The 23,539-nt window shown below is 42.9% G+C and carries 15 protein-coding genes; 13 read left to right on the plus strand and 2 right to left on the minus strand.

Annotation, left to right across the window (positions count from 1 at the left end; genetic code table 11):
* The first annotated feature begins 36 nt into the window (after positions 1-36).
* The 4 genes from AYJ58_RS08670 (at position 37) to AYJ58_RS08685 (ending at position 7,507) form a co-directional block, all read left to right on the plus strand.
* Positions 37-1,332, plus strand: a complete 1,296-nt coding sequence (locus tag AYJ58_RS08670; RefSeq protein ID WP_106649786.1) for a sugar MFS transporter — start codon at positions 37-39, stop codon at positions 1,330-1,332.
* 82 nt (positions 1,333-1,414) lie between these two features.
* Positions 1,415-4,075, plus strand: coding sequence for a glycoside hydrolase family 3 protein (locus AYJ58_RS08675; RefSeq protein ID WP_106649787.1), 2,661 nt, complete (start codon positions 1,415-1,417; stop codon positions 4,073-4,075).
* Positions 4,076-4,260: 185 nt separating this feature from the next.
* Positions 4,261-5,157 carry a fructokinase gene (gene mak / locus AYJ58_RS08680; protein ID WP_106649788.1) on the plus strand — a complete coding sequence of 299 codons (897 nt, stop codon included), beginning with the start codon at positions 4,261-4,263 and terminating at the stop codon, positions 5,155-5,157.
* A 229-nt stretch (positions 5,158-5,386) separates the two neighbouring features.
* On the plus strand, positions 5,387-7,507 hold the full coding sequence (locus AYJ58_RS08685) for a methyl-accepting chemotaxis protein (RefSeq protein ID WP_106649789.1): 2,121 nt from the start codon (positions 5,387-5,389) through the stop codon (positions 7,505-7,507).
* A gap of 147 nt (positions 7,508-7,654) precedes the next feature.
* Here the strand turns inward: AYJ58_RS08685 and AYJ58_RS08690 are convergent, their stop codons facing one another.
* On the minus strand, positions 7,655-8,020 hold the full coding sequence (locus AYJ58_RS08690) for a hypothetical protein (protein WP_106649790.1): 366 nt from the start codon (positions 8,018-8,020) through the stop codon (positions 7,655-7,657).
* A gap of 382 nt (positions 8,021-8,402) precedes the next feature.
* Here AYJ58_RS08690 and AYJ58_RS08700 point away from each other — a divergent pair, with 382 nt between their 5' ends.
* Entirely contained in the window at positions 8,403-9,944 is a 1,542-nt protein-coding gene (locus AYJ58_RS08700) for a tyrosine-type recombinase/integrase (protein WP_011846135.1), read from the plus strand.
* A 119-nt stretch (positions 9,945-10,063) separates the two neighbouring features.
* Positions 10,064-10,522 carry a 5' nucleotidase, NT5C type gene (locus AYJ58_RS08705; protein ID WP_106651785.1) on the plus strand — a complete coding sequence of 153 codons (459 nt, stop codon included), beginning with the start codon at positions 10,064-10,066 and terminating at the stop codon, positions 10,520-10,522.
* Between the two features lie 545 nt (positions 10,523-11,067).
* Here the strand turns inward: AYJ58_RS08705 and AYJ58_RS08710 are convergent.
* Entirely contained in the window at positions 11,068-11,277 is a 210-nt protein-coding gene (locus AYJ58_RS08710; protein WP_106649791.1) for a hypothetical protein, read from the minus strand.
* An 816-nt stretch (positions 11,278-12,093) separates the two neighbouring features.
* On the opposite strand from AYJ58_RS08710, the gene AYJ58_RS08715 reads away from it, so the two are divergent.
* From AYJ58_RS08715 to AYJ58_RS08745, 7 genes are all read left to right on the plus strand, one after another.
* Entirely contained in the window at positions 12,094-12,972 is an 879-nt protein-coding gene (locus AYJ58_RS08715; protein WP_106649792.1) for a hypothetical protein, read from the plus strand.
* A gap of 547 nt (positions 12,973-13,519) precedes the next feature.
* Positions 13,520-15,196, plus strand: coding sequence for a class I SAM-dependent DNA methyltransferase (locus tag AYJ58_RS08720; protein ID WP_106649793.1), 1,677 nt, complete (start codon positions 13,520-13,522; stop codon positions 15,194-15,196).
* Positions 15,186-16,253 carry a PDDEXK nuclease domain-containing protein gene (locus AYJ58_RS08725; RefSeq protein WP_106649794.1) on the plus strand — a complete coding sequence of 356 codons (1,068 nt, stop codon included), beginning with the start codon at positions 15,186-15,188 and terminating at the stop codon, positions 16,251-16,253. The genes AYJ58_RS08720 and AYJ58_RS08725 overlap by 11 nt, the downstream gene beginning before the upstream one ends.
* Positions 16,254-16,316: 63 nt before the next feature.
* Complete coding sequence (locus AYJ58_RS08730; RefSeq protein WP_106649795.1) at positions 16,317-17,630, plus strand: restriction endonuclease subunit S; 1,314 nt, start codon at positions 16,317-16,319, stop codon at positions 17,628-17,630.
* Entirely contained in the window at positions 17,631-18,869 is a 1,239-nt protein-coding gene (locus AYJ58_RS08735; RefSeq protein ID WP_106649796.1) for an SIR2 family protein, read from the plus strand.
* 1 nt (position 18,870) lies between these two features.
* Positions 18,871-22,035 carry a type I restriction endonuclease subunit R gene (locus tag AYJ58_RS08740; protein WP_106649797.1) on the plus strand — a complete coding sequence of 1,055 codons (3,165 nt, stop codon included), beginning with the start codon at positions 18,871-18,873 and terminating at the stop codon, positions 22,033-22,035.
* Positions 22,036-22,108: 73 nt separating this feature from the next.
* Entirely contained in the window at positions 22,109-22,843 is a 735-nt protein-coding gene (locus tag AYJ58_RS08745; RefSeq protein ID WP_106649798.1) for an endonuclease NucS domain-containing protein, read from the plus strand.
* The last annotated feature ends 696 nt before the right edge of the window (positions 22,844-23,539 follow it).

Raw genomic sequence — 23,539 nt, forward strand, 5'->3', positions numbered from 1 at the left:
TTATCTAGGTAATCGGTTGGGGAGAATAGGACAAATATGGCTATTGCAAATGAAACTGAGGCGAGTGCGGTGAGTGAGGCAACAAGGAGTGTGCACCAGAGTGGCAACTTTAGGTTCGCTTTAGTGGCCTTAACCTCGTTGTTTTTTATGTGGGGATTCATTACGTGTCTTAACGATATCTTGATTCCTTATTTAAAAAGTATGTTTGAGCTGAATTACGCCCAAGCTATGTTGGTGCAGTTTTGTTTTTTTGGGGCTTACTTCATTGTCTCAATTCCTGCGGGTGCACTTGTAGGTAAGATTGGTTATCAAAAAGGCATAGTCACAGGGCTTGGGATTGCGTGTTTAGGCTGCTTATTGTTTTATCCTTCGGCGAGTTTTGCCTCCTATTGGATGTTCCTTGGCGCTTTTTTTGTTTTAGCCTCTGGCATTACGATTCTACAAGTGGCAGCTAATCCCTACGTCAGCGTGCTAGGACCTGCGAAAACCGCCTCATCGAGACTCACTCTGACCCAAGCGTTTAATTCCTTTGGCACCACAGTCGCCCCGTTTTTCGGTAGTTGGTTAATTTTATCGACTTCACATCAAATGACAGGAAAGGCAGCTCCTGACCTTATGGTCAGCGCTGCGGCCCAAGCGAGCACAGTCCAAGTTCCCTATTTGATTTTAGCGGCCAGTTTATTTGTGTTGGCGGTGATTTTTATGCTGTTAAAGCTGCCTTTTTTGGGGCAAAAATTGCCAGTGAGCAGCGCTAAAGTGCTGGGCAGTGCATGGCAATTTCCGCATCTTGTTCTCGGTAGCGTGGGGATTTTTGTGTATGTGGGCGCAGAAGTCGCCATTGGCAGTTTTCTGATTAGCTTTTTAGTTCAGCCTGATATTGGCGGTTACACCCATGCCGAAGCCGCGCATTACATAGCCTATTATTTTGGTGGCGCTATGGTTGGGCGGTTTTTTGGTGCCGCTGTGATGCAAAAAATCAAAGCCGGCAAAGTGTTAGCCTTCAATGCGATTTGTGCTTGCCTGCTGGTGGCCTTAGCCATGTTCAGTACCGGGGCAATGGCGATGTGGGCCTTACTGTTAGTAGGGTTGTGTAACTCTATTATGTTTCCGACGATTTTCAGCCTGGCATTGCAAGATCTTGAGCAACACACCAGCCAAGGTTCAGGCATTTTATGTTTGGCGATTGTGGGCGGCGCGATTGTGCCTTTATTTCAAGGTTTGTTAGCCGATCATTTTGGTATTCAATTGGCCTTTATCTTGCCGCTGCTGTGTTATGGCTTTATCGCCTATTACGGCGCCAAGGGCTGTGATGCCCCAAGACCAAGATTTTAAATCAATTAAAACACGACGATTAAACACATGGATGCGCACACGGCGTGTGTATTAAGACATTTTATTTTTAAGGGCGAGAATTATGAGCGTTATCGCATTGAAACCCAAAACCTTTAGCTTGAGTTTATTGGCTGTGCTGACCTGTGCCAGCTTAAGTGGATGCAGTAAAACAGATCAGATAAAAGCCGATGATAGTCAGTCAGTTAAGCCCAATGATGTTGCCGCATCTAGCTCGCTCAATAGCCCTAATGGCTACCGTATCAATGGTAAGCCTACCGATATTAATATTTGGCCGCAGTTAACCATCCCCCATAAAAATCAGGCGGATGTTGAAAAACGCGTCGCCGATTTATTAGCAAAAATGACTATTGAGCAGAAAGTCGCGCAGATGATCCAACCTGAGATCCGCGATATCACGGTCGAAGATATGCGCAAATACGGCTTTGGCTCTTATTTAAATGGTGGCGGCTCTTACCCAAATCAAGATAAACATGCGACGCCAGCTGATTGGATTGCCTTAGCCGACGCTATGTTTCAAGCCTCTATGGATGACTCGCTCGATGGCATCAGTATTCCAACCATGTGGGGCACGGATGCGGTTCATGGTCACAACAATGTGATTGGCGCAACGCTGTTCCCACATAATATAGGGTTAGGTGCGGCCCATCATCCTGAGCTTATTCAGCAAATTGCTGCGATCACCGCCAAAGAAGTCATGGTGACGGGGATTGATTGGGTATTTGCACCGACGGTCGCTGTGGTGCGTGATGATCGCTGGGGACGAACCTATGAGGGCTACTCTGAAGATCCTGTCATCGTTAAATCCTATTCCCACGCGATTGTCGAGGGATTGCAAGGGGGCAATGATAAAGACTTCTTATCAGATCAGCATGTTATCGCGACGGTAAAACATTTCTTAGGGGATGGTGGGACCGAAGGCGGGGATGATCAGGGCGATAATATCGCATCCGAACAAGCCTTGTTTGATATCCATGCCCAAGGTTATGTCGGCGGGTTAACGGCGGGCGCGCAAACGGTAATGGCCTCATTTAATAGCTGGCACGGCGCTAAAAATCACGGTAATCCTTATTTATTAACCGATGTACTAAAAACTCGCATGGGCTTTGATGGCTTGGTTGTTGGCGACTGGAATGGCCATGGGCAGGTTGAAGGTTGCAGCAATGAATCCTGCCCTCAGGCCGTTAATGCGGGCTTAGACGTATTCATGGTGCCTACGGCGGCATGGAAACCCTTGTATGAAAACACTGTCGCGCAAGTTAAGTCGGGTTTGATCAGCCAAGCGCGGATTGATGATGCAGTGAGTCGTATCCTGCGAGTAAAAATTCGGGCGGGATTATTTGAAAAGCCAAGTCCGGCTAAGCGTCCTTTATCGGGTAAAACCGAGTTAATTGGCCAAGCGAGCCACAGGGACGTTGCGCGCCAAGCGGTGCGTGAGTCATTGGTATTATTGAAAAATAATCAGCATTTACTGCCGTTATCTCCTAAAGCTAAAGTGCTCGTTGCCGGTGATGCTGCTGATAATATTGGCAAACAATCGGGTGGTTGGTCTATTACTTGGCAGGGTACAGATAATCAAAATGCCGATTTCCCTGGAGCGACATCGATATATGCCGGCATCGCAAAAGCGGTTTCTGCCAGCGGTGGTAGCGCAGTGCTGAGTGTTGATGGTCAATTTGAGGCTGCCAATAAACCCGATGTGGCGATTGTGGTATTTGGTGAAGAGCCCTATGCCGAAGGCAATGGTGATATCGATAATCTTGAGTATCAAAGGGGGAATAAGCGTGACTTAGCTTTATTGCAAAAGCTCAAAGCCGCTGGGGTTCCTGTGGTCTCTGTGTTTATCAGCGGCCGACCTTTATGGGTCAATCCTGAGTTAAATGCTTCCGACGCCTTTGTCGCCGCTTGGTTGCCTGGCACCGAAGGTGCAGGGATTAGCGAAGTGTTATTCACTCAGACCAATGGTGATGTTCAGTATGACTTTACTGGTAAATTGTCTTTCTCATGGCCGTCGACACCGCAGCAAACTCAAGTGAATGTCCACGACAGTGATTATTCAGCATTACTTCCCTATGGCTATGGCCTGAGCTATGCAGATAAGGCTGATAGTACTGCGTCTGCGATATTATCAAATAGTTTGTCTGAAGATAATTTCAGTAAACAAGTGCCACTTAGCCAGAAGCCGTTATTTGAGCGTGCCGTTAAGGCGCCATGGAAAATGTGGATTGGCAGTATTGATGGTGACAAGGTTTCGATGGAACCTATCGCCAGTAGCGTGCAGACTAATGAGGTTGTGACCATAAAAACCTCTGATAAACAAGTACAAGAAGATGCCCGTCATGTCAGCTTTAACGGTAAAGTGCTTGGTTTTGTGAGTTTACAGGGTAACTTCCCGGAAGACTTACGGGCTTATCTGGCGAGTAAGTCTGTGCTCAGCATACAAGTCAAAGTGGGTTCATCGATAACGGCGCCAGTGAATGTCGGCATGATCTGCGAAGGCGATTGTCGAGCCAATGTGGATATCAGCTCTCAGCTAAGCGCATTAAGTCTTGATACTTGGAGTGAACTAAATATAGATCTCACTTGCTATCAGAAGCAGGGGATTGATTTTGCTAAAATTATTTCGCCTTTCACATTGTCATCATCGGGCACTGTGGATATCAGCTTTAGCGATATCATCTTAAAGCCTAAGACAGCGAGTATGGTGTCGGTCGAGTGTCCGTAATGTAACAGTTCAAGGTGCAGTGCGTCGTTTAAATAACACTGTGCCTTCGTTGTTTGCTGTAATAAACAGCCTTTACTTTGGCAGGGGCTAATGTTGTTTTTGACCTGAGTCAGATTTCAATTACAGTGTATGGCATTAGGCAGTAGCGCCGCTTTGCGGTAAATATATTGAGATGGAGTAAGTTGATGTTACGAATTGGTATCGATCTTGGCGGCACAAAAATCGAGTTAGTCGCATTAGATGACGCTGGTAAAGAAGTGTTTCGTAAACGCATCCCAACGCCGAGAGAATATGTTGCGACAGTCGATGCGTTAGTCGCACTCGTGACTGAAGTCGAAGAGAGCCTGCAACAAACTGCCACGATAGGCATAGGTATTCCAGGGGTGATTTCTCCTTTTACTGGCCTAGTTAAAAATGCCAATTCAACGTGGATCAATGGCCATCCCCTCGATGTGGATCTGGGCGCTCGATTAAACCGTAAGGTGAAAATCGCTAATGATGCGAACTGTTTTGCCGTATCAGAAGCGGTCGATGGCGCTGCTGCTGGTAAGTCTGTGGTCTTTGGCGCCATTATTGGTACTGGCTGCGGCGCTGGTATCGCCATCAAAGGCCAAGTGCATGATGGTGGTAATGGTATCGGCGGTGAGTGGGGTCATAATCCTTTACCTTGGATGAAAGCCGATGAATTTAATACCACGACGTGTTTTTGTGGTAACAGAGACTGCATCGAGACTTTTATATCTGGCACGGGCTTTGTACGCGATTTTCGCGCCGCAGGTGGTGTCGCTGACAGTGGTATTGAAATCGCCCAAATGATGCAAGCAGGCGATCCGCTGGCGACTCAAGCATTCGATCGCTTTATTGACCGTTTAGCCCGCTCATTGGCCCATGTGATCAATATGATGGATCCTGATGTAATCGTCCTTGGCGGTGGAGTCTCTAATATCGATGCCATTTACACTGAATTGCCAAAAGTTTTACCACTATATGTGGTTGGCCGTGAGTGTCACACTCCGGTTGTTAAAAACTGTTATGGCGCTTCATCGGGGGTGCGTGGTGCCGCTTGGTTGTGGGGACGCTAACTTTAGACTTAATTTGAAATAGTGTTTGAAATTAAAGGCCGAATTCATTTATTTGAATTCGGCCTTTTTTTATTTAGTCATTCAAAGGTTTTACATTTCATTAGCAAATCTTTATCTTAAGTGCTGGTAATTCTTATGCTAAGTGCTATTTTTAATGCTGGCTAGAAAGTATAAAAATGAATGAGATCAAAATAATTACGCCATTGTCGTTTTCTTGGGAGTTTACTCGATGAAGCATTTGTCCATCAGTACTAAGTTGTTGTGGATTACATCAGCATTATTTTTATCGATAGTGGCTATTTTATCTATCAGTTTATGGTGGACACTGTCGGCTCAAAACGCGCAATTATCTGATCAAGTTCAAAATACCCTACAAACTGAAACGCGGGATAAACTCGAAGCTCGCGCCGGTGAATATGGCGAAATGGTCGCTGGATTCATCAACGAAGCTTATCGTATTCCATTTTCTTTTGCGGGTATGCTGGAAAGCACAGCCGATGAATTACCTTTAAAACGCGACCGCTTAGAACTCGCAGTGGCGGCAGTACTAAAGAAGAATGCGCAAGTTTCTTCTATGTATGCCCAGTTCGAACCTAATGGTTATGATGGGCTCGACAGTGAGTTTTTGAATGTGAATGTTAGCCACAGTGTGGCGACATCGGGTGCGCTAGAGGTTTATTACACTCGTAATGACGATGGCACAGTGGAGCATAACCAAGTTGAAGATTCGGCAGAAAAGTACCTCACTAGCTTAAATGAGTTTGGGATCCGCGATGCTGAATGGTATTTATGCGGTAAAGAAACCTTAAAGCCCTGTTTAATGGAGCCGTACTTATACGAGATCACTCCAGGCAACAAAGCGTTAATGACCTCCTTGACTGTGCCTGTGCTTAAACATAAGCAATTTATCGGTGTAGTCGGTGTAGATGTAAACTTGCCTGTGTTTCAAACCCTTATCGATAAGTTATCCAAAAGCCTCTACGATGGACAAGCGAAGGTCACTTTGCTGAGCACCCGCGGTTTAGTGGTTGCAGCCAGTCATTACAGTAAAAAGGCGCGCCCCTTAGCTGAGTCGATAAATTCTACTCTCGCCTCGCAAATTATCTCCTTGCACAAGAATTCTGGCTATATGGTTAACGATGATGAAATTATTGTTGCCTACCCCATTAAGATCCCGCTAGCGAATGCCGAGTGGTCCTTGGTTATCCAAGTGCCGACAGCACAGGCGTATAAAAGTTCGATTGAGCTTAATAATGATATGGATGAGATGGCGACCTCTTTAGGCAGTTTGCTGCTGATAGTGGGGATTGTGGTATCGATTGCCGCTGTAATTACCATTAGCTTAGTGATCCGTAGCATTATCTCACCTTTGAAGCTGATCCAAGGCCGAGTGGAACATCTTGCGAGTGCCGATGGCGATTTAACACAATCGATTGAGGTTGATTCGCACGCTGAATTGATTGCGTTAGCGAAAGGTTTCAACTCCTTTATTTATAAACTTAAGGATTTGATTGCCGAACTTAAAACGCTTGCAAGTCGCTCTCAGGAAGAAAGCCAAGCCTCTGCCAAAATTGCCCAGCTCACCCGTGACAGTGTGAACCGCCAGTACGGCGAAATTGAGAGTGTGGTAACGGCTGTGAACCAAATGAGTGCCACCGCACTTGAGGTTGCTAAGGCATCAGAGCAAACGGCTGCAGAAACTGAAGCCATGTCGCGCAATATTCGTCACAGTGAAGAAAGCCTGACAAAGGCAATGGATTTCGTCGCGACTATGTCTCAGGAGTCAATGGAGGCTAAGCTAGCGGTGAGTAAAGTCGCCGACAGCAGCATGAACATCAGCCGTATCCTTGAGGTGATTAGCTCCATTGCTGCGCAAACTAATCTGTTAGCGCTCAATGCGGCAATTGAAGCGGCAAGGGCGGGCGAGCAGGGACGGGGCTTTGCTGTGGTGGCTGATGAAGTCCGTGCACTGGCATCTAAGACTCAAAGCTCGACGAACGATATTAGTACCCTTATCGATGCACTACAGAAAGAAGTCCAAAGTGCTTCTGGCATCATAGATAAAGGTGCTGAGCGGGCACAAATGGCCGTCTCTCAAACAGAGCAAGCGTTAAACTCATTGAACTCAATGGTGAGTCAGATTGGGGAAATTTCAGGTCAAGTGACCCATATTGCCGCCGCCGCAGAAGAGCAGAGCGCAGTGACTGAAGAGGTTAATCGTAATATCACCGGCATTTCTGATTCTGCTTCCGAACTTGCACGTCTTGCGGGCGAAGCACAGCAAAGCAGTGTGGTTCTCGCAAACTTAGTGAAGCAGCAGCATGAGCAGTTAGGTAAGTTAAAAACCTAGTACGTAGAGATTTACTAAATTAATGCATTGATTTTAATTAGGCTCTTTGATTGTGTTGCTGGTTAAACACTGACCAAAGGGCCTATTTTTATTATAAGTACTATAAAAACTATAATTTAAGATAGTTACAAATACTCAAAGCCGTTGTTAGACGCCTTTATTCTCGCAACCAGCTTTGTTTTTATCAATGATAAGGTCACCTTCAACTCTCATGCCAATAGAACCAATAAGGAATGAGTGGTTAAGTTGAGTAACGACAAGATCTGTAAGGCCAACAGCACATTTTTCAGTCTCGATAGCTTTATCCATAGCTGTTTTAACATTCGGTATTCCAAAAGGGAAAATAAAAACAGGGTATGAGTCTTCGCCCGTAACACGTGCGCCCTTAACTAGATTACCTGAATTTAAATCGAAGTTTTTAGTACTTCCAACAGTCAGATCTGCAACTCGTACAGTACAGCCTGAAATAGCTAGCATTGCCACTGATGTTAGAAGTAAACCAAGTTTTTTCATCATATTTCCTTTGTGATGCTTTTTCTGAAAGCTCTTATAAACTGAGGACTAAAAAGTTTCTCTAGATATACAAGAGAAGCACTGTTGTGGCTGAGAATATTATTTTGCATGTAATGCTTAGATATGAAAAAGGCGTAGCGGTTACTAACCTGCTACGCCTTATCAGAATTGGTGGCCCCTCACGGACTTGAACCGTGGACCTAACGATTATGAGTCGATCCTGAATGATTTACCCGACCCGCGAAACCATGTTAAGTTGTTGATAATAAATATTTTTTGTATTTTTGGCAACTTAGGGTTTTGCATGGTTTTGCACTGTTTTGCATGTATCATGTGCGATAGGTGTGCGATCAAATTTCATCAAATTGAAGTGAGATAGCACATGAATAAGACATTAAAAATTGCGTTTACCAATCAATCTATATCAAGTTTTTTGGCCTACTTAGGTTACAGAGTCTCTTCTACTAGGAAGAGATTAAAAGTTGTCCAAGAGTTTGAGGTGTATTTAAATAGTCAATTTACGTTTGCAGAACTAGCTGCTTTCCACGAGAGCATAGAAAGTTGGTGGGCGGGGAATTCTAAATACTTGGCTATAAATAGTCATGAGATAGCAGGTCTTTCAATTCGGCTTTATAAGTCTGAATTTACATTGAAAAATGAAAAGCTTACAGCGATAGGAGAATCTCTCGCGAGTGTTTATCTAAGGCAGCGTGATACGCTTTCTGCAGCGCTGAAAACAATAAAGCTTGGCAATTTGACCAATTCTAATTTTCAAGTTCTTCTGAAGGCTGCACAACACGTTAAAGCAGGAAATAATCTAGGGATAAAAATCGTCGACAAACAACGTGGAACATCCGCAAGTGGAGAGAGTAGTGTTTCCCTTCGGGATTTTTTATATGGAGAATATGTAGAGACAAAACGATATGAAAATCCAAAAACGGTAATGGTGAAGGTGGATATCATTTCACGTCATTTTGGGCATTTACTAGATAGCCCTATCGGTAATATTAATGCTGATTTGGTACGGCAGTGGATGAAATCTAAAGAGCGAAAGTTGACGAAAAGGCAGTTAGCTGCGGGTGATAGTCTTTGGACGTTGAGTCCTTCAACGATGAAAGAAGGTATTTGCACTTTTCGAGCCTGTATCCAGTTAGCAAAGGAAAAAGGTCTTATTAAAGATCATGATCTGTATAGCTTACCTAGAATAAGAGTCGATAATCAGGTCATTCGTTATCTATCTGACCATGAGGAATTAAGGCTGTATGCTGCAATTAACCAGCGCAACTCATTAAAACATGAGCAAAGAGCTAGGACGATTGAGCATAGGATATTACGCAGGCTAGAAACGCCAGCGCATCTCGAAAGTTGTCATTTTGTGGATCATGTTTCACCTTTTATTATTTTGTTCAAAGAGACGGGAATTAGGCCTGGTACGTTGTTCAATTCAAAATGGTCTGATGTTGACTTGGACTCAAAATTTTTCCGTATTCGAAAATCGATTGATAAACGCGGAATATCTAATGTAATTCCTTTAAATTCTCTGGCGTTGGAGACACTAAAAGAATGGCGTAAACATGGCATTCATAACGAATCTGCTAGTTATTTTAAGACCAGAATGGATGCTTGGTTATTTCCATCGCCAGCTAATCCTGAGCTTCAGCTCACCACAATAAAAAAATCATGGGACATGATTATTAAAGAGGCAAAAATTGAAAATTTTAGGCTGTACGATTTACGGCATGATTTTGCATCTAAAGTGATGATGCAGACTGGTAACATCTATATGGTTAGTCAGCTGCTAAACCATCAACAGATTGAGACAACTAAACGTTATGCACATTTGATGGATAGCTCAAGGTTTGAAGCTGTGAATACACTTGATAAATCAAGACAAGTGGGTGCATTACCTGACTTTCTTAAGTAAGTTAAGACACTGCTTCTATAGAACGTACTCTTCTATATTGTGAGAATGCAGATGTCTTATTATAATAATCATATTTTAATACAGTTACTTAGGTTGGTTTTGTTATGAATGGTAAGGCTATGCCAAAAATCGTATATGTTGATATGGACGATGTGCTTGTAAATTATACAGAAGCTGTAACCTTTAAAAAACTCCAGAAACCTGAGCAGGCATACCCTCAAGCTGAATTGGGATTTTTCAGCTGCTTAGCCCCTAAAATAGGTGGCATTGCTGTGATGAAAAAGATGCTTGAACATCCAGAAATTGAACCTTATATAGCCACAGCGCCAAGTTTGCAAAATCCATTGTGTTATATGGAGAAGCGTATTTGGGTAGAGCAACACTTAGGCATGGAATATGTCAGTCGTCTTATCATCATTCCGAACAAAGGATTGCTGAAGGGAGATATTCTTATCGACGACCACGTTGAAGGAAAGGGCCAAGAGTTTTTTAAGGGGGATTTGTGGCAGTTTGGTTCGATTCGCTTTCCTGACTGGAGTGCTGTTGAGATTGAGTTATTTAATAACTTTCTCAGATGATGACGCCTTACTTAATCGTCAAGCTAACTGGCCAAAGTTGTTGGCTCGAAGTGGTGGTTGAGCCAGATTGATTTAGATGCGATTTAAATAAGGAAACTGCTTAAACATTTAGGCAGATTCCTTACAATGGTCACGAATTTCAGAGATTTTTCTTATCTATTTCTTTGGCTTACATCTTTTCACAAGCACTATGCTGCCAATAATCATTAGCGCAATCGGTAGTAAAAATTCCATCATTTTTCCTTAACCGCCCTATAGGCGTCATTCACTATTTTGTCTGGTTAGTTACGTTGAGGTTTAGCAAAACCGGAACATCATGTATTTAAAACGCACCCATGGATCCTCGGGCTCGGGTGTATTTGCATAACGTCTATCATAGGCTAAAACACCGAAGGCGTACTTAATATGCAGTATTAACGGAGGTAAAAGGCAATTCATATCCTCAGTATAGATAAACCAGCAAAAGCACATGATAGTGATAATGCTCAAAAGGACTAAAGGTATCCATTTGGCAAGTGTTTTGTCGTTTAGATGACGGCGCATAATTAGAAACCATCCCCAAATCCACTGTCGAAATCGCAGCTAAATGTGTCGTTAGGTAATGACCAAGCATCATCGCTTATGCTGCTATTACACGCCGATGTGTCGGATTCAGTAATGCCAAATGGGTTGCCATGCACATCGACTCCTGTGTTACTTATCATAGGTGTGCCATCAATGTTTACGATCGGGCCGTTGTGATTATTGTCAGTCATGCAGTTATTCCTTTAATGTGATTAAGAGTAAAGCTCCTAAATTGACATTAATGAAAAAAAGCACTTTTTCAAGCATATTTTTCGCAATGGTGAACAAGAAAAATGTTCAGTGAGTTTTGTTGTTTTTCTTTCATTTTTTATCTTGTCTCGGACTTCACACTCACATTAGTGACGACATTTTAATGCTGAGCTTGCAGGTTGGCGTTAACAGAATGTGCTTTTGACGAGCAAAAATCGGTACGATTTTCTGCGACAAAAGTGCTTGTGATAACAAGCTTTCAAGCGCGGATTTGGGCGATTACGCAGTAATGGCTCAAAGGAGCACGCGCATGTACAGCTGGTCTGTACTAACCGCATTTTAGTTTTGCCTCAGCAAAATTTAGGGGTGAATTTGGCACAAATACACCGCTAAACCCCAGACTTTTCGTGAGAAAAGTGAGCGAGACGCGAGGGGGAATAAGATGGCACATCGCCCCCTCGACGTAAGCGGCGAAAATGCGGTTAGTACAGAGCGTAGCTCGGTGCATGCGCGTCTGATGTCGTGGAGTGCTAGAACGGAGTTCGTAAGCCAGCGTCGATGACGAGTCATCAGAGCTGGCGGGCGCTTCAGGGCATCTGAGTCGTTTGCGCAGCAAGTGACTCATCAGCCAAAGGCTGGCTTGGTAGCGATGTTCATCGCTATTTTCATTCCGATAGGATGAAAGCAGTTTATCGTGATGAAAATCTGCAACTATTCACTCAAAAATATCATCAATGCGTTAAATTTGTCCCCTCGATGGCTAGTTAATTGTACCCATTTAATCAAAGGTATTTTTAATGACATCACACAGTAGCACAAAGGATAAATCGGTCGCGAATCTTCCACTTCGATACGACCCGTTTTTGAATTTCGATATGCAATATCGACCTGGCGTAAATAACAATAAAACGGGGAAAATCCGCCGCGAGTTCACCATGAAATTGGTGGCTCGATTCGGTCTGATTTCACCGAGTAACATTGCTTGGCTCTATGGCATCAGCCATCGGCAATCTCTGGAGCATTTAAATAAGCTTGTCCAAGAGCAACTGCTCTGCCTTGTTACTACCCATCGTTCCCACGATGGCCGTGTTTATACACTCACTTACAGCGGCGCAAAATACGCCGAAGAGATACTGAATGTTGCAGTCTACTATCGTGCGAAAGAGCATCCGGCGCTGCAAGTGAACCAGAACACTTTAATGCACGACTTAATCATGCAGTTTGTGTTGTTGAAAGGCATCCATCATCACAAGCCTAATGGAGAGCCAAATCCGCTATGGTGTGCCATGATGACTGAGCCCGAGTTTAAACGGCGTTTTACTCACAGCAGTGTGCGAAATGTGGATGGGATAGTGAGGGAGGTGGATGGAACCATTTGTGCCGTCGAAATGGAGCATTCCTTTAAGACAAAAGCCGCGCGGCAAACCATTTTATTGAAATGGCATGATGGGATAGGGCAAGGCTATTACGATAAGGTCATGCTGTTTTCTCAATCCTTACACATTTTTAGCGACATTAAACGACTTCATGAGCAGCTCTATGAGGAGCTAACCACAAGGCCTGATAAAAAGACTCGTCAGCCTTTATTAACCGCGCAAGATGCGGCATCACTTAAGCAACGAATTATCTATCGTACTCTGCTGTGTGATGAACTCACCGAACGGTTTTATCGCTAACAAACAATCTCTAATTTCCAAAAACGACAAAAGGCACCTAAGTGCCTTTTGAAGGGTATACAAAGATTTTACAATGCATTACCAGTAGATGAAGTCGGCTGCACACTTTGGTACTGCCATCTGAAATAATAATTTTATTATTTCAGCCTGTTAAGGCTTCATTGCGAGGTCGTCCCTGTTCCCCACATAGATAAGTAAGCACATCCTCGGGCAAATTAATCAGTTGATTGGATATTTATGATGAAATGTCCACGTTATTTGGTTTTGATGTAAAACACAAAATAAGATAATTACAGGGTAATTGCTGTTCTAACCCTAGGTTACTTAAGGACTTTGTGGCAAACTCAATAACAAAATATAATGTCACCTGCTGCTAAGTGGTTCGTATTGTCGTGAGCATAGTTAAACTCGCAACCGCTGAGCGGTTAAACTTGAGCGACTATGCTAATGGCTAGCGTCTCTTCTCTGACCATCAAGCCGATGAAAGTGCCCTCGGTGGCTATTTATCTTCTCATTCTTTGTTATTTAATGAAGTAAGCTGGAACTCATGCAAAAAACTGAACAAGAATTTCTCACTGAGCTCGAAAAAAAATTGTGGAACGCCGCTGATAAACTGCGCTCAACCCTCGATGCTGCCCAGTACAAACACGCAGTGCTCGGCTTGGTGTTTATCAAATACGTGTCCGATGCATTTAAAATTCGCCAAGATGAATTAATCGCTGCCTTTAATCACCCAGCTAGTGACTATTTTTTAGACCCTGATGACTTTGGTGGGGCTGATTCTCAAGAATACCGCGAAGAATTAGCAGCTGAGTTAGAGCAACGCGATTATTATCTTGAAACCAATACTTTTTGGGTGCCAACCCAAGCGCGCTGGTCATTTTTACAAGACAATAATAAAGCGGTAATTGGTGGTGCTGAGCTGCCAATCGGTAACAATAAAACCATTAAAATCAACTCTGTGGGTCATTTAATTGATAACGCGCTCGATGCCATTGAAGTTGCCAATCCAAAACTTAAAGGCGTGCTTAATAAGCAATACACCCGTTTGCAAATTGACCAAGTTAAATTGGCCGAATTAATCGACTTAATAGCGACTATTCCTTTTGTGCATGCGTCATTAAATTCAAAAGATATTCTTGGTCATGTTTATGAGTACATGCTTGGCCAATTTGCATTAGCTGAGGGTAAAAAGGGGGGGCAGTTCTATACCCCTAAATCAATTGTCAGCCTGATGGTACAAATGATGGAACCCTTTAAAGGCCGTGTCTACGACCCAGCCATGGGCTCGGGTGGTTTCTTTGTCCAAAGTGAGCATTTTATTCATGCCCATCAAGGTAAAATTGGCGATGTGTCTATTTACGGGCAAGAATACAACCATACTACATGGCAGTTAGCCTCAATGAATATGGCGATCCGTGGTATCGATTTTAACTTTGGTAAAGAGCCTGCCAATACCTATACCAACGATCAACACCCAGATTTACGTGCCGACTTTGTAATGGCTAACCCGCCATTTAACATGAAAGAGTGGGATGTTGGTGTAAGTGACGACGATCCACGCTGGGCATACGGCAAGCCGCCATCGGGCAATGCTAACTTTGCTTGGTTACAACACATGTTATATCACACCGCGCCCAATGGCAGTGTTGGTTTGTTACTCGCTAATGGCTCTATGTCGTCAAACACCAATAACGAAGGTGCAATCCGTAAAGCCCTCATTGAGCAAGATTTAGTAGAATGCATGGTGGCCTTGCCCGGCCAGCTATTTACTAATACCCAAATTCCAGCCTGTATTTGGTTTTTAACTAAAAATAAAAATGCCCGTGTGAGTGCCTCAGGCCGTCAATTAAGCGACCGCCGTGGCAAAATACTGTTCATTGATGCGCGTAACTTAGGTTATATGAAAGACCGCGTCTTGCGCGACTTTACCCAAGCCGATTTAGATCAAGTAACGGCCACCTTTCATAATTGGCAGCAAGCTAATAACTACCAAGACAGCGCAGGCTTTTGTGCCAGTGTTGATTTAGCATGCATTACCAAACACGACTTTGTCTTAACCCCAGGGCGTTATGTGGGTGCTGAAGATGTTGCAGACGACGGCGAGCTCTTTGTCGATAAAATGGCGCGTTTAACCGCCCAGCTTAAAACGCAATTTGCAGAGTCAGAGCGTTTGGAGGCGCAAATAAAGCAAAACCTCAAAGGCTTAGGTTATGAAATCTAAACAACCCAATATTGCTGCAGCGGTTGTACCTGTGCTATTGGCAAATATTCGCCAAGTGATTAACCAAGCGCAAAGCCAAGTTAAACACGTGGTTAATAGCGCCATGGTGCAAGCTTACTGGCACATTGGCCAGTTGATTGTTGAGCAAGAGCAGCAAGGTCTAAACCGCGCCGAATATGGCAAAGATCAGCTTAAGCAGCTCTCAATACAGTTAACTCAAGAATACGGTAAGGGCTTTTCTAGCCGTAACCTTGCTAATATGCGCAGCTTTTACTTGGCGTATCCAATTTTGCAGACAGTGTCTGCAAAATTGAGCTGGTCGCATTACTGTCAATTAATTCGGATTGAAAACCAAGCGGCGCGGCTTTGGTATATGCAAGAATCTGCCGAGCAAAACTGGAGCGTGCGTGCGCTTGAACGTCAAGTTGGCACTTTGTATTACGAGCGCTTATTAGCCAGTAAAAATAAACAACCCGTAGAGCAAGAAGCCCAGCAAAATACCTTACCACTGGCAGAACATGCGCAAGACTATTTACGCGACCCCTACATTCTCGACTTTTTAAATTTAGACAGTGGCCATTACCAAGAAGCAGACCTAGAGCAAGGTATTATTAATAACTTACAAAAGTTTTTATTAGAGCTAGGTAAAGGCTTTGCCTTTGTGGCGCGTCAACAACGTATTTGCACTGACGATGGCGACTATTTCATAGATTTAGTGTTTTACAACTTCCACCTTAAGTGCTTTATGCTCATTGATTTAAAACTCAACAAGCTCACCCATCAAGATGTAGGGCAAATGGACATGTACGTGCGCATGTACGAAGAGCAACAACGCCGCCCTGACGATAACCCAACCATTGGTTTAATTCTCTGCAGCGAACATAACCACACAGTGGCTAAATACTCAGTATTGAGCGAAAGCAAGCAGTTATTTGCGTCAAAATACCTGACTCAACTACCCAGCGAAGAAGAGCTACAGCACGAGCTTGAAAAAGAACGCGCCCGTGTGCAAAAGCAACTGAGTAGTCAGCAAAAGGAGCTTGGTGATGAAGAGTAAGTATTTGATGAAAAGGTTAATTGGTGTGGCAGTTAAGCAGATTAAAAAAAGTGGGATTGGTTTATGAATTGGATAGAGACAACCGTTGGCGAGTATTGCCCTTTTGTTTATGGAAAAGGTTTACCTAAAACCCAACGTGCCGAAGGTAATATTCCTGTTTTTGGATCAAATGGCTGTGTGGATTATCATAACAAGAGTTATGTAAATGGCCCTGGTATTATTATTGGAAGAAAAGGCAGTGTTGGTGCTGTTCATTTATCAGCAGACCCTTTTTGGCCAATCGATACTTCTTTTTATGTAGAAAAAGACAGTATTGATGAGCTTAAGTTTACTTATTACCTATTAAAGTCATTAGGTTTAGAGGGGATGAATTCTGATAGTGCAGTCCCTGGATTAAACCGCGAAAATGCACATGCATTACCAATCAGAATACCTGAAAAAAAACAGGATAGAGAAAAGCTTGGTAAATGGATTTCTGTATATGACTCTAAAATCGAACTTAACCGCCAAACCAACCAAACCTTAGAGCAAATTGCGAAGGCAATGTTTAAAAGCTGGTTTGTCGATTTTGACCCCGTACGCGCAAAAATAGCGGCCAATGTTGTAGGTGAAAATGCGCAGCGTGCTGCAATGGCTGTCATCAGCGGCAAAGACCAAACAGAGCTTGACCAGCTTTATCAACAACATCCAGAGCAATACCAACAACTACAAGCCACCGCCTCTTTATTCCCAGATAACCTAGTCGACTCAGAACTAGGTGAAATACCAGAAGGTTGGGGGGTTGTTGGTTTCAAGGATATTATTAGAAAGTATATTGATAATCGAGGAAGGACGCCGCCGACTGTAGAAAGTGGCATCCCTTTACTTGAGGTTAAACATTTACCTGATGGGTCAATTAAGCCAAGTTTAGATACTTCAAAATACGTTGATATTGAAACATTTAATTCTTGGTTTAGAGCGCACCTTGAAGCTGAAGATATTATGATATCTACAGTAGGTACAATTGGTCGTATTTGTATGGTACCTAAAGGTGTAAAAGTTGCCATCGCGCAAAACTTACTTGGAATGCGGTTCGAACGTAAAAAAGTTTCACCTTATTTTATGTATTACCAAATGGATAGTCTTAGATTTAGACATGATATTGATGCTCGCTTAGTTGTAACTGTCCAAGCCAGTATAAAAAGAAAAGATTTAGAGACAATTGATTTACTAGCACCTCCAGTCACTTTACAAAATGAGTTTGAACAACTAATCATTCCCTTTGTGAATATACTGCAAAGTAATCAGTCAATAGAGTTAGCTAGCACAAGAGATGCTCTGCTTCCTAAACTGCTCTCAGGCAAACTCAGCATAGATACCAATGAAACGGATTTTTAAATGGCGATTGAACAAATAAAGCAAAGTGCTGACTTAATTGAAAAAGTTGAGCAGTATTTACAAAATGGTTTGAACTCAAATTCCTTGTTTAATGACGCATTAGATGAAGGGGATTTACTCAGCATTCGCAGCATAAAAGATACTGAGCATACCCACCAATATAAAGCCAGTGAGGTGTTGTATTGGGTTGATCGCAACGCCTATTTAGATGAGTTTGATAATTGGAATGGCGAGCAATTGCGTGATAAACACCGAGAGGCAATTAACTATGTTGATGCGACGCAACAAGACTCGGTTGTGTCAGACTTGATTGCCTTAATTAAAAAAAAGAAAGTGGCGCCTTTTGTTGGTGCTGGGGTTTCAGCTGCTGCAGGTTACCCAAGTTGGGATACGGTACTTAAAGATCTGGGTAAAAAGCTGACTAATGTTGATAATGCGCAAGTTGAAGAGCTCTTAGCTAACGAGCGCTATTTAGAGTTAGCACAACTCTTAGCAGATGCATCATCTTCGCAACTCAATAATCATATCCGCACTACGTTTAGAATTAAATCGACAATTGAACAAGATAAAACCCTTGTGCCAGACGTGATTAAATTACTGCCGCGCTTGTGTGCAGGCGCCATGGTTACCACTAATTTTGATACCTTAATTGAGAGCTGGTTTAAAGCGCATAAAACGGCCTCTGAATTTGATGGGATTTTGTATGGTCTACAAGAAAATCATAATTTTGTCGCTAAGTTACTTAAGGGTGAGCGCTGTTTATTAAAGTTACATGGTGACGCCACGCAGTCTGAATCTTATATTTTTACTCGAACGCAATATGAACAAGGTTACGGAAGTGGTGGTATTGATTATCGTAAGCAACTTCCTAAAGCACTTCGCCAAATTTATATCAGTCATTCATTATTGTTTTTAGGTTGTTCGTTACAGCAAGATAAAACCATGGAGCTGTTTGAACAGGTGCGCAAAGATGGTGAGTTTGTCATTCCTGAGCATTTTGCTCTATTGGCATTACCCGTTAAACCTATTGAGCAGCCACCAACAGCAACTGAAAATAGTGAACAGGTTGTTTCCGCTTTAGAAGCGGATGATGACAAACGCCAAGCGGTTGAGGGTAGATTATTTGAATTAGGTATTCGTCCTATTTGGTATCCAGCAACAGATAACCATAAAATGTTAATTCAACTGATTGAGTTGATGGTCGATGTGGCCGATGGCCGCTTAATGTTAAGGGGATAAAATGATCACGGAAGACCAGCTCGAACAACTTTGCCTTAATTGGTTTCAAGGCATCGGCTATCAATATATTTGTGGCTACGATATTGCCCCTAATGAACCAGCGGCAGAACGCAGTGATTATCGCCAAGTGATATTACACGGGCGATTATTGGCGCAACTTAAAGTGATTAACCCGCATATTCCCATTGCAACCCTTGAAGAAGTAGCGCTGAGCTTAGGTAAAGCCGAAACCCCCATACTCATTAAAAATAATAAAGGGTTTCATCAAGCGTTGTTGCAAGGCGTAAAAGTAGAATACAAAGTTAATGATGAAAGTAAAACTGACTATGTGCAGCTGGTGGACTTTAACGATGTCAATAAAAACCAGTTTTTGGTGGTGAATCAGTTCACTTTAACGGGCACTAAAGGCAATCGACGCCCCGATGTGATGGTGTTTATTAACGGCTTACCGTTGGCGCTACTAGAGCTGAAAAATCCCATTGATAATAACGCCGATATTTGGCAGGCGTTTCAACAAATTCAAACCTATAAAGATGAGCTGCCCGATTTATTTATTTTTAACGAGGCGCTTGTTGTTAGTGATGGTTTAACCGCAAGAGTAGGTTCGCTGACTGCCAATAAAGAGCGCTTTGTACCGTGGCGCACCGTAAACAGTGAAGACGACAAGCCGCTATTTGAGTACCAGTTAGAGACCTTAGTGAAAGGTTTTTTCCAGCCTGCCTTGTTTTTAGATTATTTGCGCCACTTTATTTTGTTTGAAGAAGATGATGGTAAAACCATTAAAAAAATAGCAGGCTATCATCAGTTCCACGCGGTACGCGAAGCGGTAAAAGCCACGTTGATTGCGGCGGCGCAGACGGGTGAGCTTGCAGTGAATGAGCCCAGAGCAAATTACAGTAATAAAGTTAAAGCGGGCTCAGGTAAAGCTGGCGTGGTATGGCATACCCAAGGCTCAGGCAAGTCGATTTCGATGCTGTGCTATGCGGGTAAGCTTATGGCACAGCCGCAAATGAATAACCCAACCATAGTGGTAGTAACAGACCGCAATGATTTAGACGGCCAGCTTTACAATACTTTTTGCATGGCAGCCGATACTTTAAAACAAACCCCAGTGCAAGCAGGGGATAGGGACGAGCTTCGTGATATGTTAACTGCCCGCCAAGCGGGTGGCATTATATTTACCACTATTCAAAAGTTTGCCCTGTTAGCCGATGAAAAAATTCACCCTAAGTTGAGTGAACGCCACAATATTGTGGTGATCTCAGATGAAGCCCATCGCAGCCAATATGGCGATAAAGCCAAGTTAAACAGTAAAACAGGCGAATATACCTTTGGTTATTCTAAGCACTTACGCGATGCGCTGCCTGCGGCGACGTTTATTGGCTTTACCGGCACACCTATTGATGTTGCCGATAAAGATACTCGCGCTGTATTTGGTGATTATGTGTCGGTTTACGATATTCAAGATGCGGTAGACGATGGTGCCACTGTGCCTATTTATTATGAATCACGCCTTGCCAAACTGGATATCAACCAAGCAGATATTGAAAGCTTAAATGATGACGTGGATGAAGTGATTGAGGACGAAGAAGATATTTCGAGCCGAGAAAACACTAAGTCAAAATGGGCGGCGCTGGAAAAGTTGGTTGGCAGTAAACCCAGAGTCAATTTAGTCGCACAAGACTTAGTGACTCATTTTAGTGAACGCATTAGTACCATAGCAGGTAAAGGCATGATAGTGGCCATGAGCCGCGAAATTTGTGCTGATTTATATAATGCTATAGTCGCCATTAAGCCCGACTGGCATGATGATGATCCTGCCAAAGGGGCAATCAAAATTGTTATGACGGGCTCAGCGTCAGACAAAGCTAAGCTACAACCACACATTTATAATAAAGAAACTAAAAAGCTGTTTGAAAAACGCTTTAAAGATGTAAACGACCCGCTGCAATTGGTAATAGTGCGCGATATGTGGCTAACGGGCTTTGATGCGCCAAATTGCCACACTATGTACATCGACAAACCCATGAAAGGTCATAATTTAATGCAGGCCATTGCCCGCGTTAATCGGGTATTTAAAGACAAGCCCGGTGGTTTAGTGGTCGATTACATTGGTATTGCCAATGAATTAAAAGCCGCGCTGCACACTTACACTAATTCAAACGGTCGCGGTCAGCCTACCCATGATGCCCACGAAGCGTTTGCGGTATTACTTGAAAAAATGGATATTGTGCGCGGCATGCTACATGGCTGTGATTACAGTGACTATGAAACCCACGCATTGCAATTATTGCCTAAAGTGATGAATCATATTTTAAGTTTACCTAACTCGGGCGATGGTAAGCTTGACGGTAAAAAACGCTTTTTAGATGTGATGGCGGCACTCAGTAAAGCGTACACCCTATGCGGTACATTAGATGAAGTGGCTCCCCTTAAAACTGAAATTGCCTTTTTTGCCGCAGTAAAAAGTGCACTGGGTAAATTTACCACAGTCGACAAACGCCGCACCGATGAGGAAAAAAACACCGCCCTTAAACAAATCATCGATAATGCGATTATTGCTGAAGGCGTTGATGATATTTTTAAGTTGGTGGGCTTAGATAAACCCAATATTGGTTTGTTATCGCCGGAGTTTATGGAAGACGTGGCGAATATGAAGGAGAAAAATCTCGCCGTAGATTTGCTCGAACGACTACTGCGAGATGAAGTTAAAGCACGGATGAAAACGGATGTGGTATCGGAGAAAAAATACTCTGACCGCATTTTAGAAACCCTGCGTAAATATCATAATCGCGCTATTGAAACTGCTCAAGTGATTGAAGAACTTATTCAAATGGCCAAAGACATGGCCGCAGATGCTGAGATGGCGGCTAAGTCTGGCTTAAGCACCGATGAAATTGCATTTTACCGTGCATTGATTCAAAACGAATCTGCAGTCAAGGAGCTTGGCGATAACAATCTCAGAGAGTTAGCCAAGTTTGTCACTGAGCAACTGCGTAAATCGACATCTGTTGATTGGCAAGTGCGTGACAGTGTGCGTGCTAAGTTACGTAACCTTGTCCGCCGAGCACTGCGTAAATGGAAGTATCCGCCGGATAAAGCTGATGAGGCGATCGAGCTTTGTCTTAAACAAGCTGAAGCACTCAGCCAAAGCTGGAGTTACTAATGAGTATGCTGGTTCCGTAATTGAGCATTGCTAGGTTTCCAATCGTGTTCAACATGAAATGCAAAGAGGATTTATGAAATCTGAAGAGTATAGAGCTTGGCTTGGGTTACAGGGGTATGCAAACAATACCATCGCGGCCCAAATGCACCGTGCAGGACGTGTTGAAAGTCATTATGGTGATCTTGATAAGCTTCATGAAACAGATGGCCTAAACTCTCTCATTGTTGAACTCACATACACGCAAGCGGATAGGCAAAGCAATCGACTGAACCCTACAAAGATCCCTTTTGATGGCGACCCTTACAATAATTTAGCATCATATCGAGATGCGATAAGGCGTTATATACGTTTTAAAGAAGAAGGATTTAATGTTTTAGATCAATCGTTTGAATATGAGTCTGTAGAAGAGAGAGAGATTAGCGAACAAAAGCCACTCCATAGCATTAGTCTTGAGAAAGATATGCAAGCGGCTTTGCGGTTGAATATTGAGCAACTTGAACAAGGGCTGAAGATAATCGATGAGGGCAAGGAGCGCTCTGTTGAGTCGGGTTTTATTGATATTACGGCGCGTGATGCGAATGGTAAAACCGTTGTTATTGAACTTAAGACAGGCGTTGCAGGGCAAAGAGCTATCGCCCAAATTTTAAGTTACATGGGAGATATTCTTATCTCTGAAGATGACGTCGATAGCAGAGGTATTCTTGTTGCTGGTGACTTTGATGACAAAGCTATCGCTGCTTCTCGTGTAGTTCCAAACTTGACGCTTAAGAAGTACAAAGTAGAGTTTAGCTTTGTCACGGCAGAGTGATTTACTCGTATTTAAATCTAGTTGTTTAGATTTGAGTTAACTTTCCCTGCTTCAATTTGGGATACTCCATTCGATTCAAGCCAGAAAAAAAGCGAACCCTTTCGGGGTTTCGAGTAAGTGACTAACGCTTAACATTACTGCTAAACGTTAGCTTAACTTAAGCTTCAATAATCTACTCAACCCAGAATTGTTCGGCGGTGTCAAAATTGAGACTCGGGACGATCCTAATAACTGCTTGAATCCGCGGTAAACAACTCTCAATAGCCAGATATATCAACTTTATACATCTACAATAGCATCATCATTTCCAAGCCCATTAAATACTGAGTATCAAACTCAGTATGCTCCTCAAAAAGTGATTTACTGATGCTAATGCTTAAGTGCTGTCCTTTAATATCGCGATGAAGATAGATATATCAGCTGAAAATTGTAGCTTGGAAAATATCCAGAAGTGGATTGATGCCTTAAAACGTTTTTCACCGAAGCGTGTTCAAGCAATGACTCACTAGAGAGTTCAGATTGGATCTCTACTGTTCATTTTCTTTCGTTCAATGACTGCTGTTTGGTAAAATATAGTTTACTTTAAATTTATTGCGGTAAATTAGTTTTTACCAATCTAGTTCTGAGCTATTACTTTGACATTTAGGTTTTGGTAAATTACTGTTTACTCTAATTTGTTTATGGTGAAGAGTAATT

The sequence above is a fragment of the Shewanella sp. Pdp11 genome, from assembly GCF_002838165.1.
Classification (GTDB): domain Bacteria; phylum Pseudomonadota; class Gammaproteobacteria; order Enterobacterales; family Shewanellaceae; genus Shewanella; species Shewanella hafniensis.

Coding starts and splice junctions, on each gene's coding strand:
- AYJ58_RS08745 (WP_106649798.1), top strand. CDS start 22,109: ATGAAATCTGAAGAGTATAGAGCTTGGCTTGGGTTACAGGGGTATGCA.
- AYJ58_RS08715 (WP_106649792.1), top strand. CDS start 12,094: ATGACATCACACAGTAGCACAAAGGATAAATCGGTCGCGAATCTTCCA.
- AYJ58_RS08700 (WP_011846135.1), top strand. CDS start 8,403: ATGAATAAGACATTAAAAATTGCGTTTACCAATCAATCTATATCAAGT.
- AYJ58_RS08705 (WP_106651785.1), top strand. CDS start 10,064: ATGCCAAAAATCGTATATGTTGATATGGACGATGTGCTTGTAAATTAT.
- AYJ58_RS08685 (WP_106649789.1), top strand. CDS start 5,387: ATGAAGCATTTGTCCATCAGTACTAAGTTGTTGTGGATTACATCAGCA.
- AYJ58_RS08670 (WP_106649786.1), top strand. CDS start 37: ATGGCTATTGCAAATGAAACTGAGGCGAGTGCGGTGAGTGAGGCAACA.
- AYJ58_RS08740 (WP_106649797.1), top strand. CDS start 18,871: ATGATCACGGAAGACCAGCTCGAACAACTTTGCCTTAATTGGTTTCAA.
- AYJ58_RS08725 (WP_106649794.1), top strand. CDS start 15,186: ATGAAATCTAAACAACCCAATATTGCTGCAGCGGTTGTACCTGTGCTA.
- AYJ58_RS08675 (WP_106649787.1), top strand. CDS start 1,415: ATGAGCGTTATCGCATTGAAACCCAAAACCTTTAGCTTGAGTTTATTG.
- AYJ58_RS08730 (WP_106649795.1), top strand. CDS start 16,317: ATGAATTGGATAGAGACAACCGTTGGCGAGTATTGCCCTTTTGTTTAT.
- mak (WP_106649788.1), top strand. CDS start 4,261: ATGTTACGAATTGGTATCGATCTTGGCGGCACAAAAATCGAGTTAGTC.
- AYJ58_RS08690 (WP_106649790.1), bottom strand. CDS start 8,020: ATGAAAAAACTTGGTTTACTTCTAACATCAGTGGCAATGCTAGCTATT.
- AYJ58_RS08720 (WP_106649793.1), top strand. CDS start 13,520: ATGCAAAAAACTGAACAAGAATTTCTCACTGAGCTCGAAAAAAAATTG.
- AYJ58_RS08735 (WP_106649796.1), top strand. CDS start 17,631: ATGGCGATTGAACAAATAAAGCAAAGTGCTGACTTAATTGAAAAAGTT.
- AYJ58_RS08710 (WP_106649791.1), bottom strand. CDS start 11,277: ATGACTGACAATAATCACAACGGCCCGATCGTAAACATTGATGGCACA.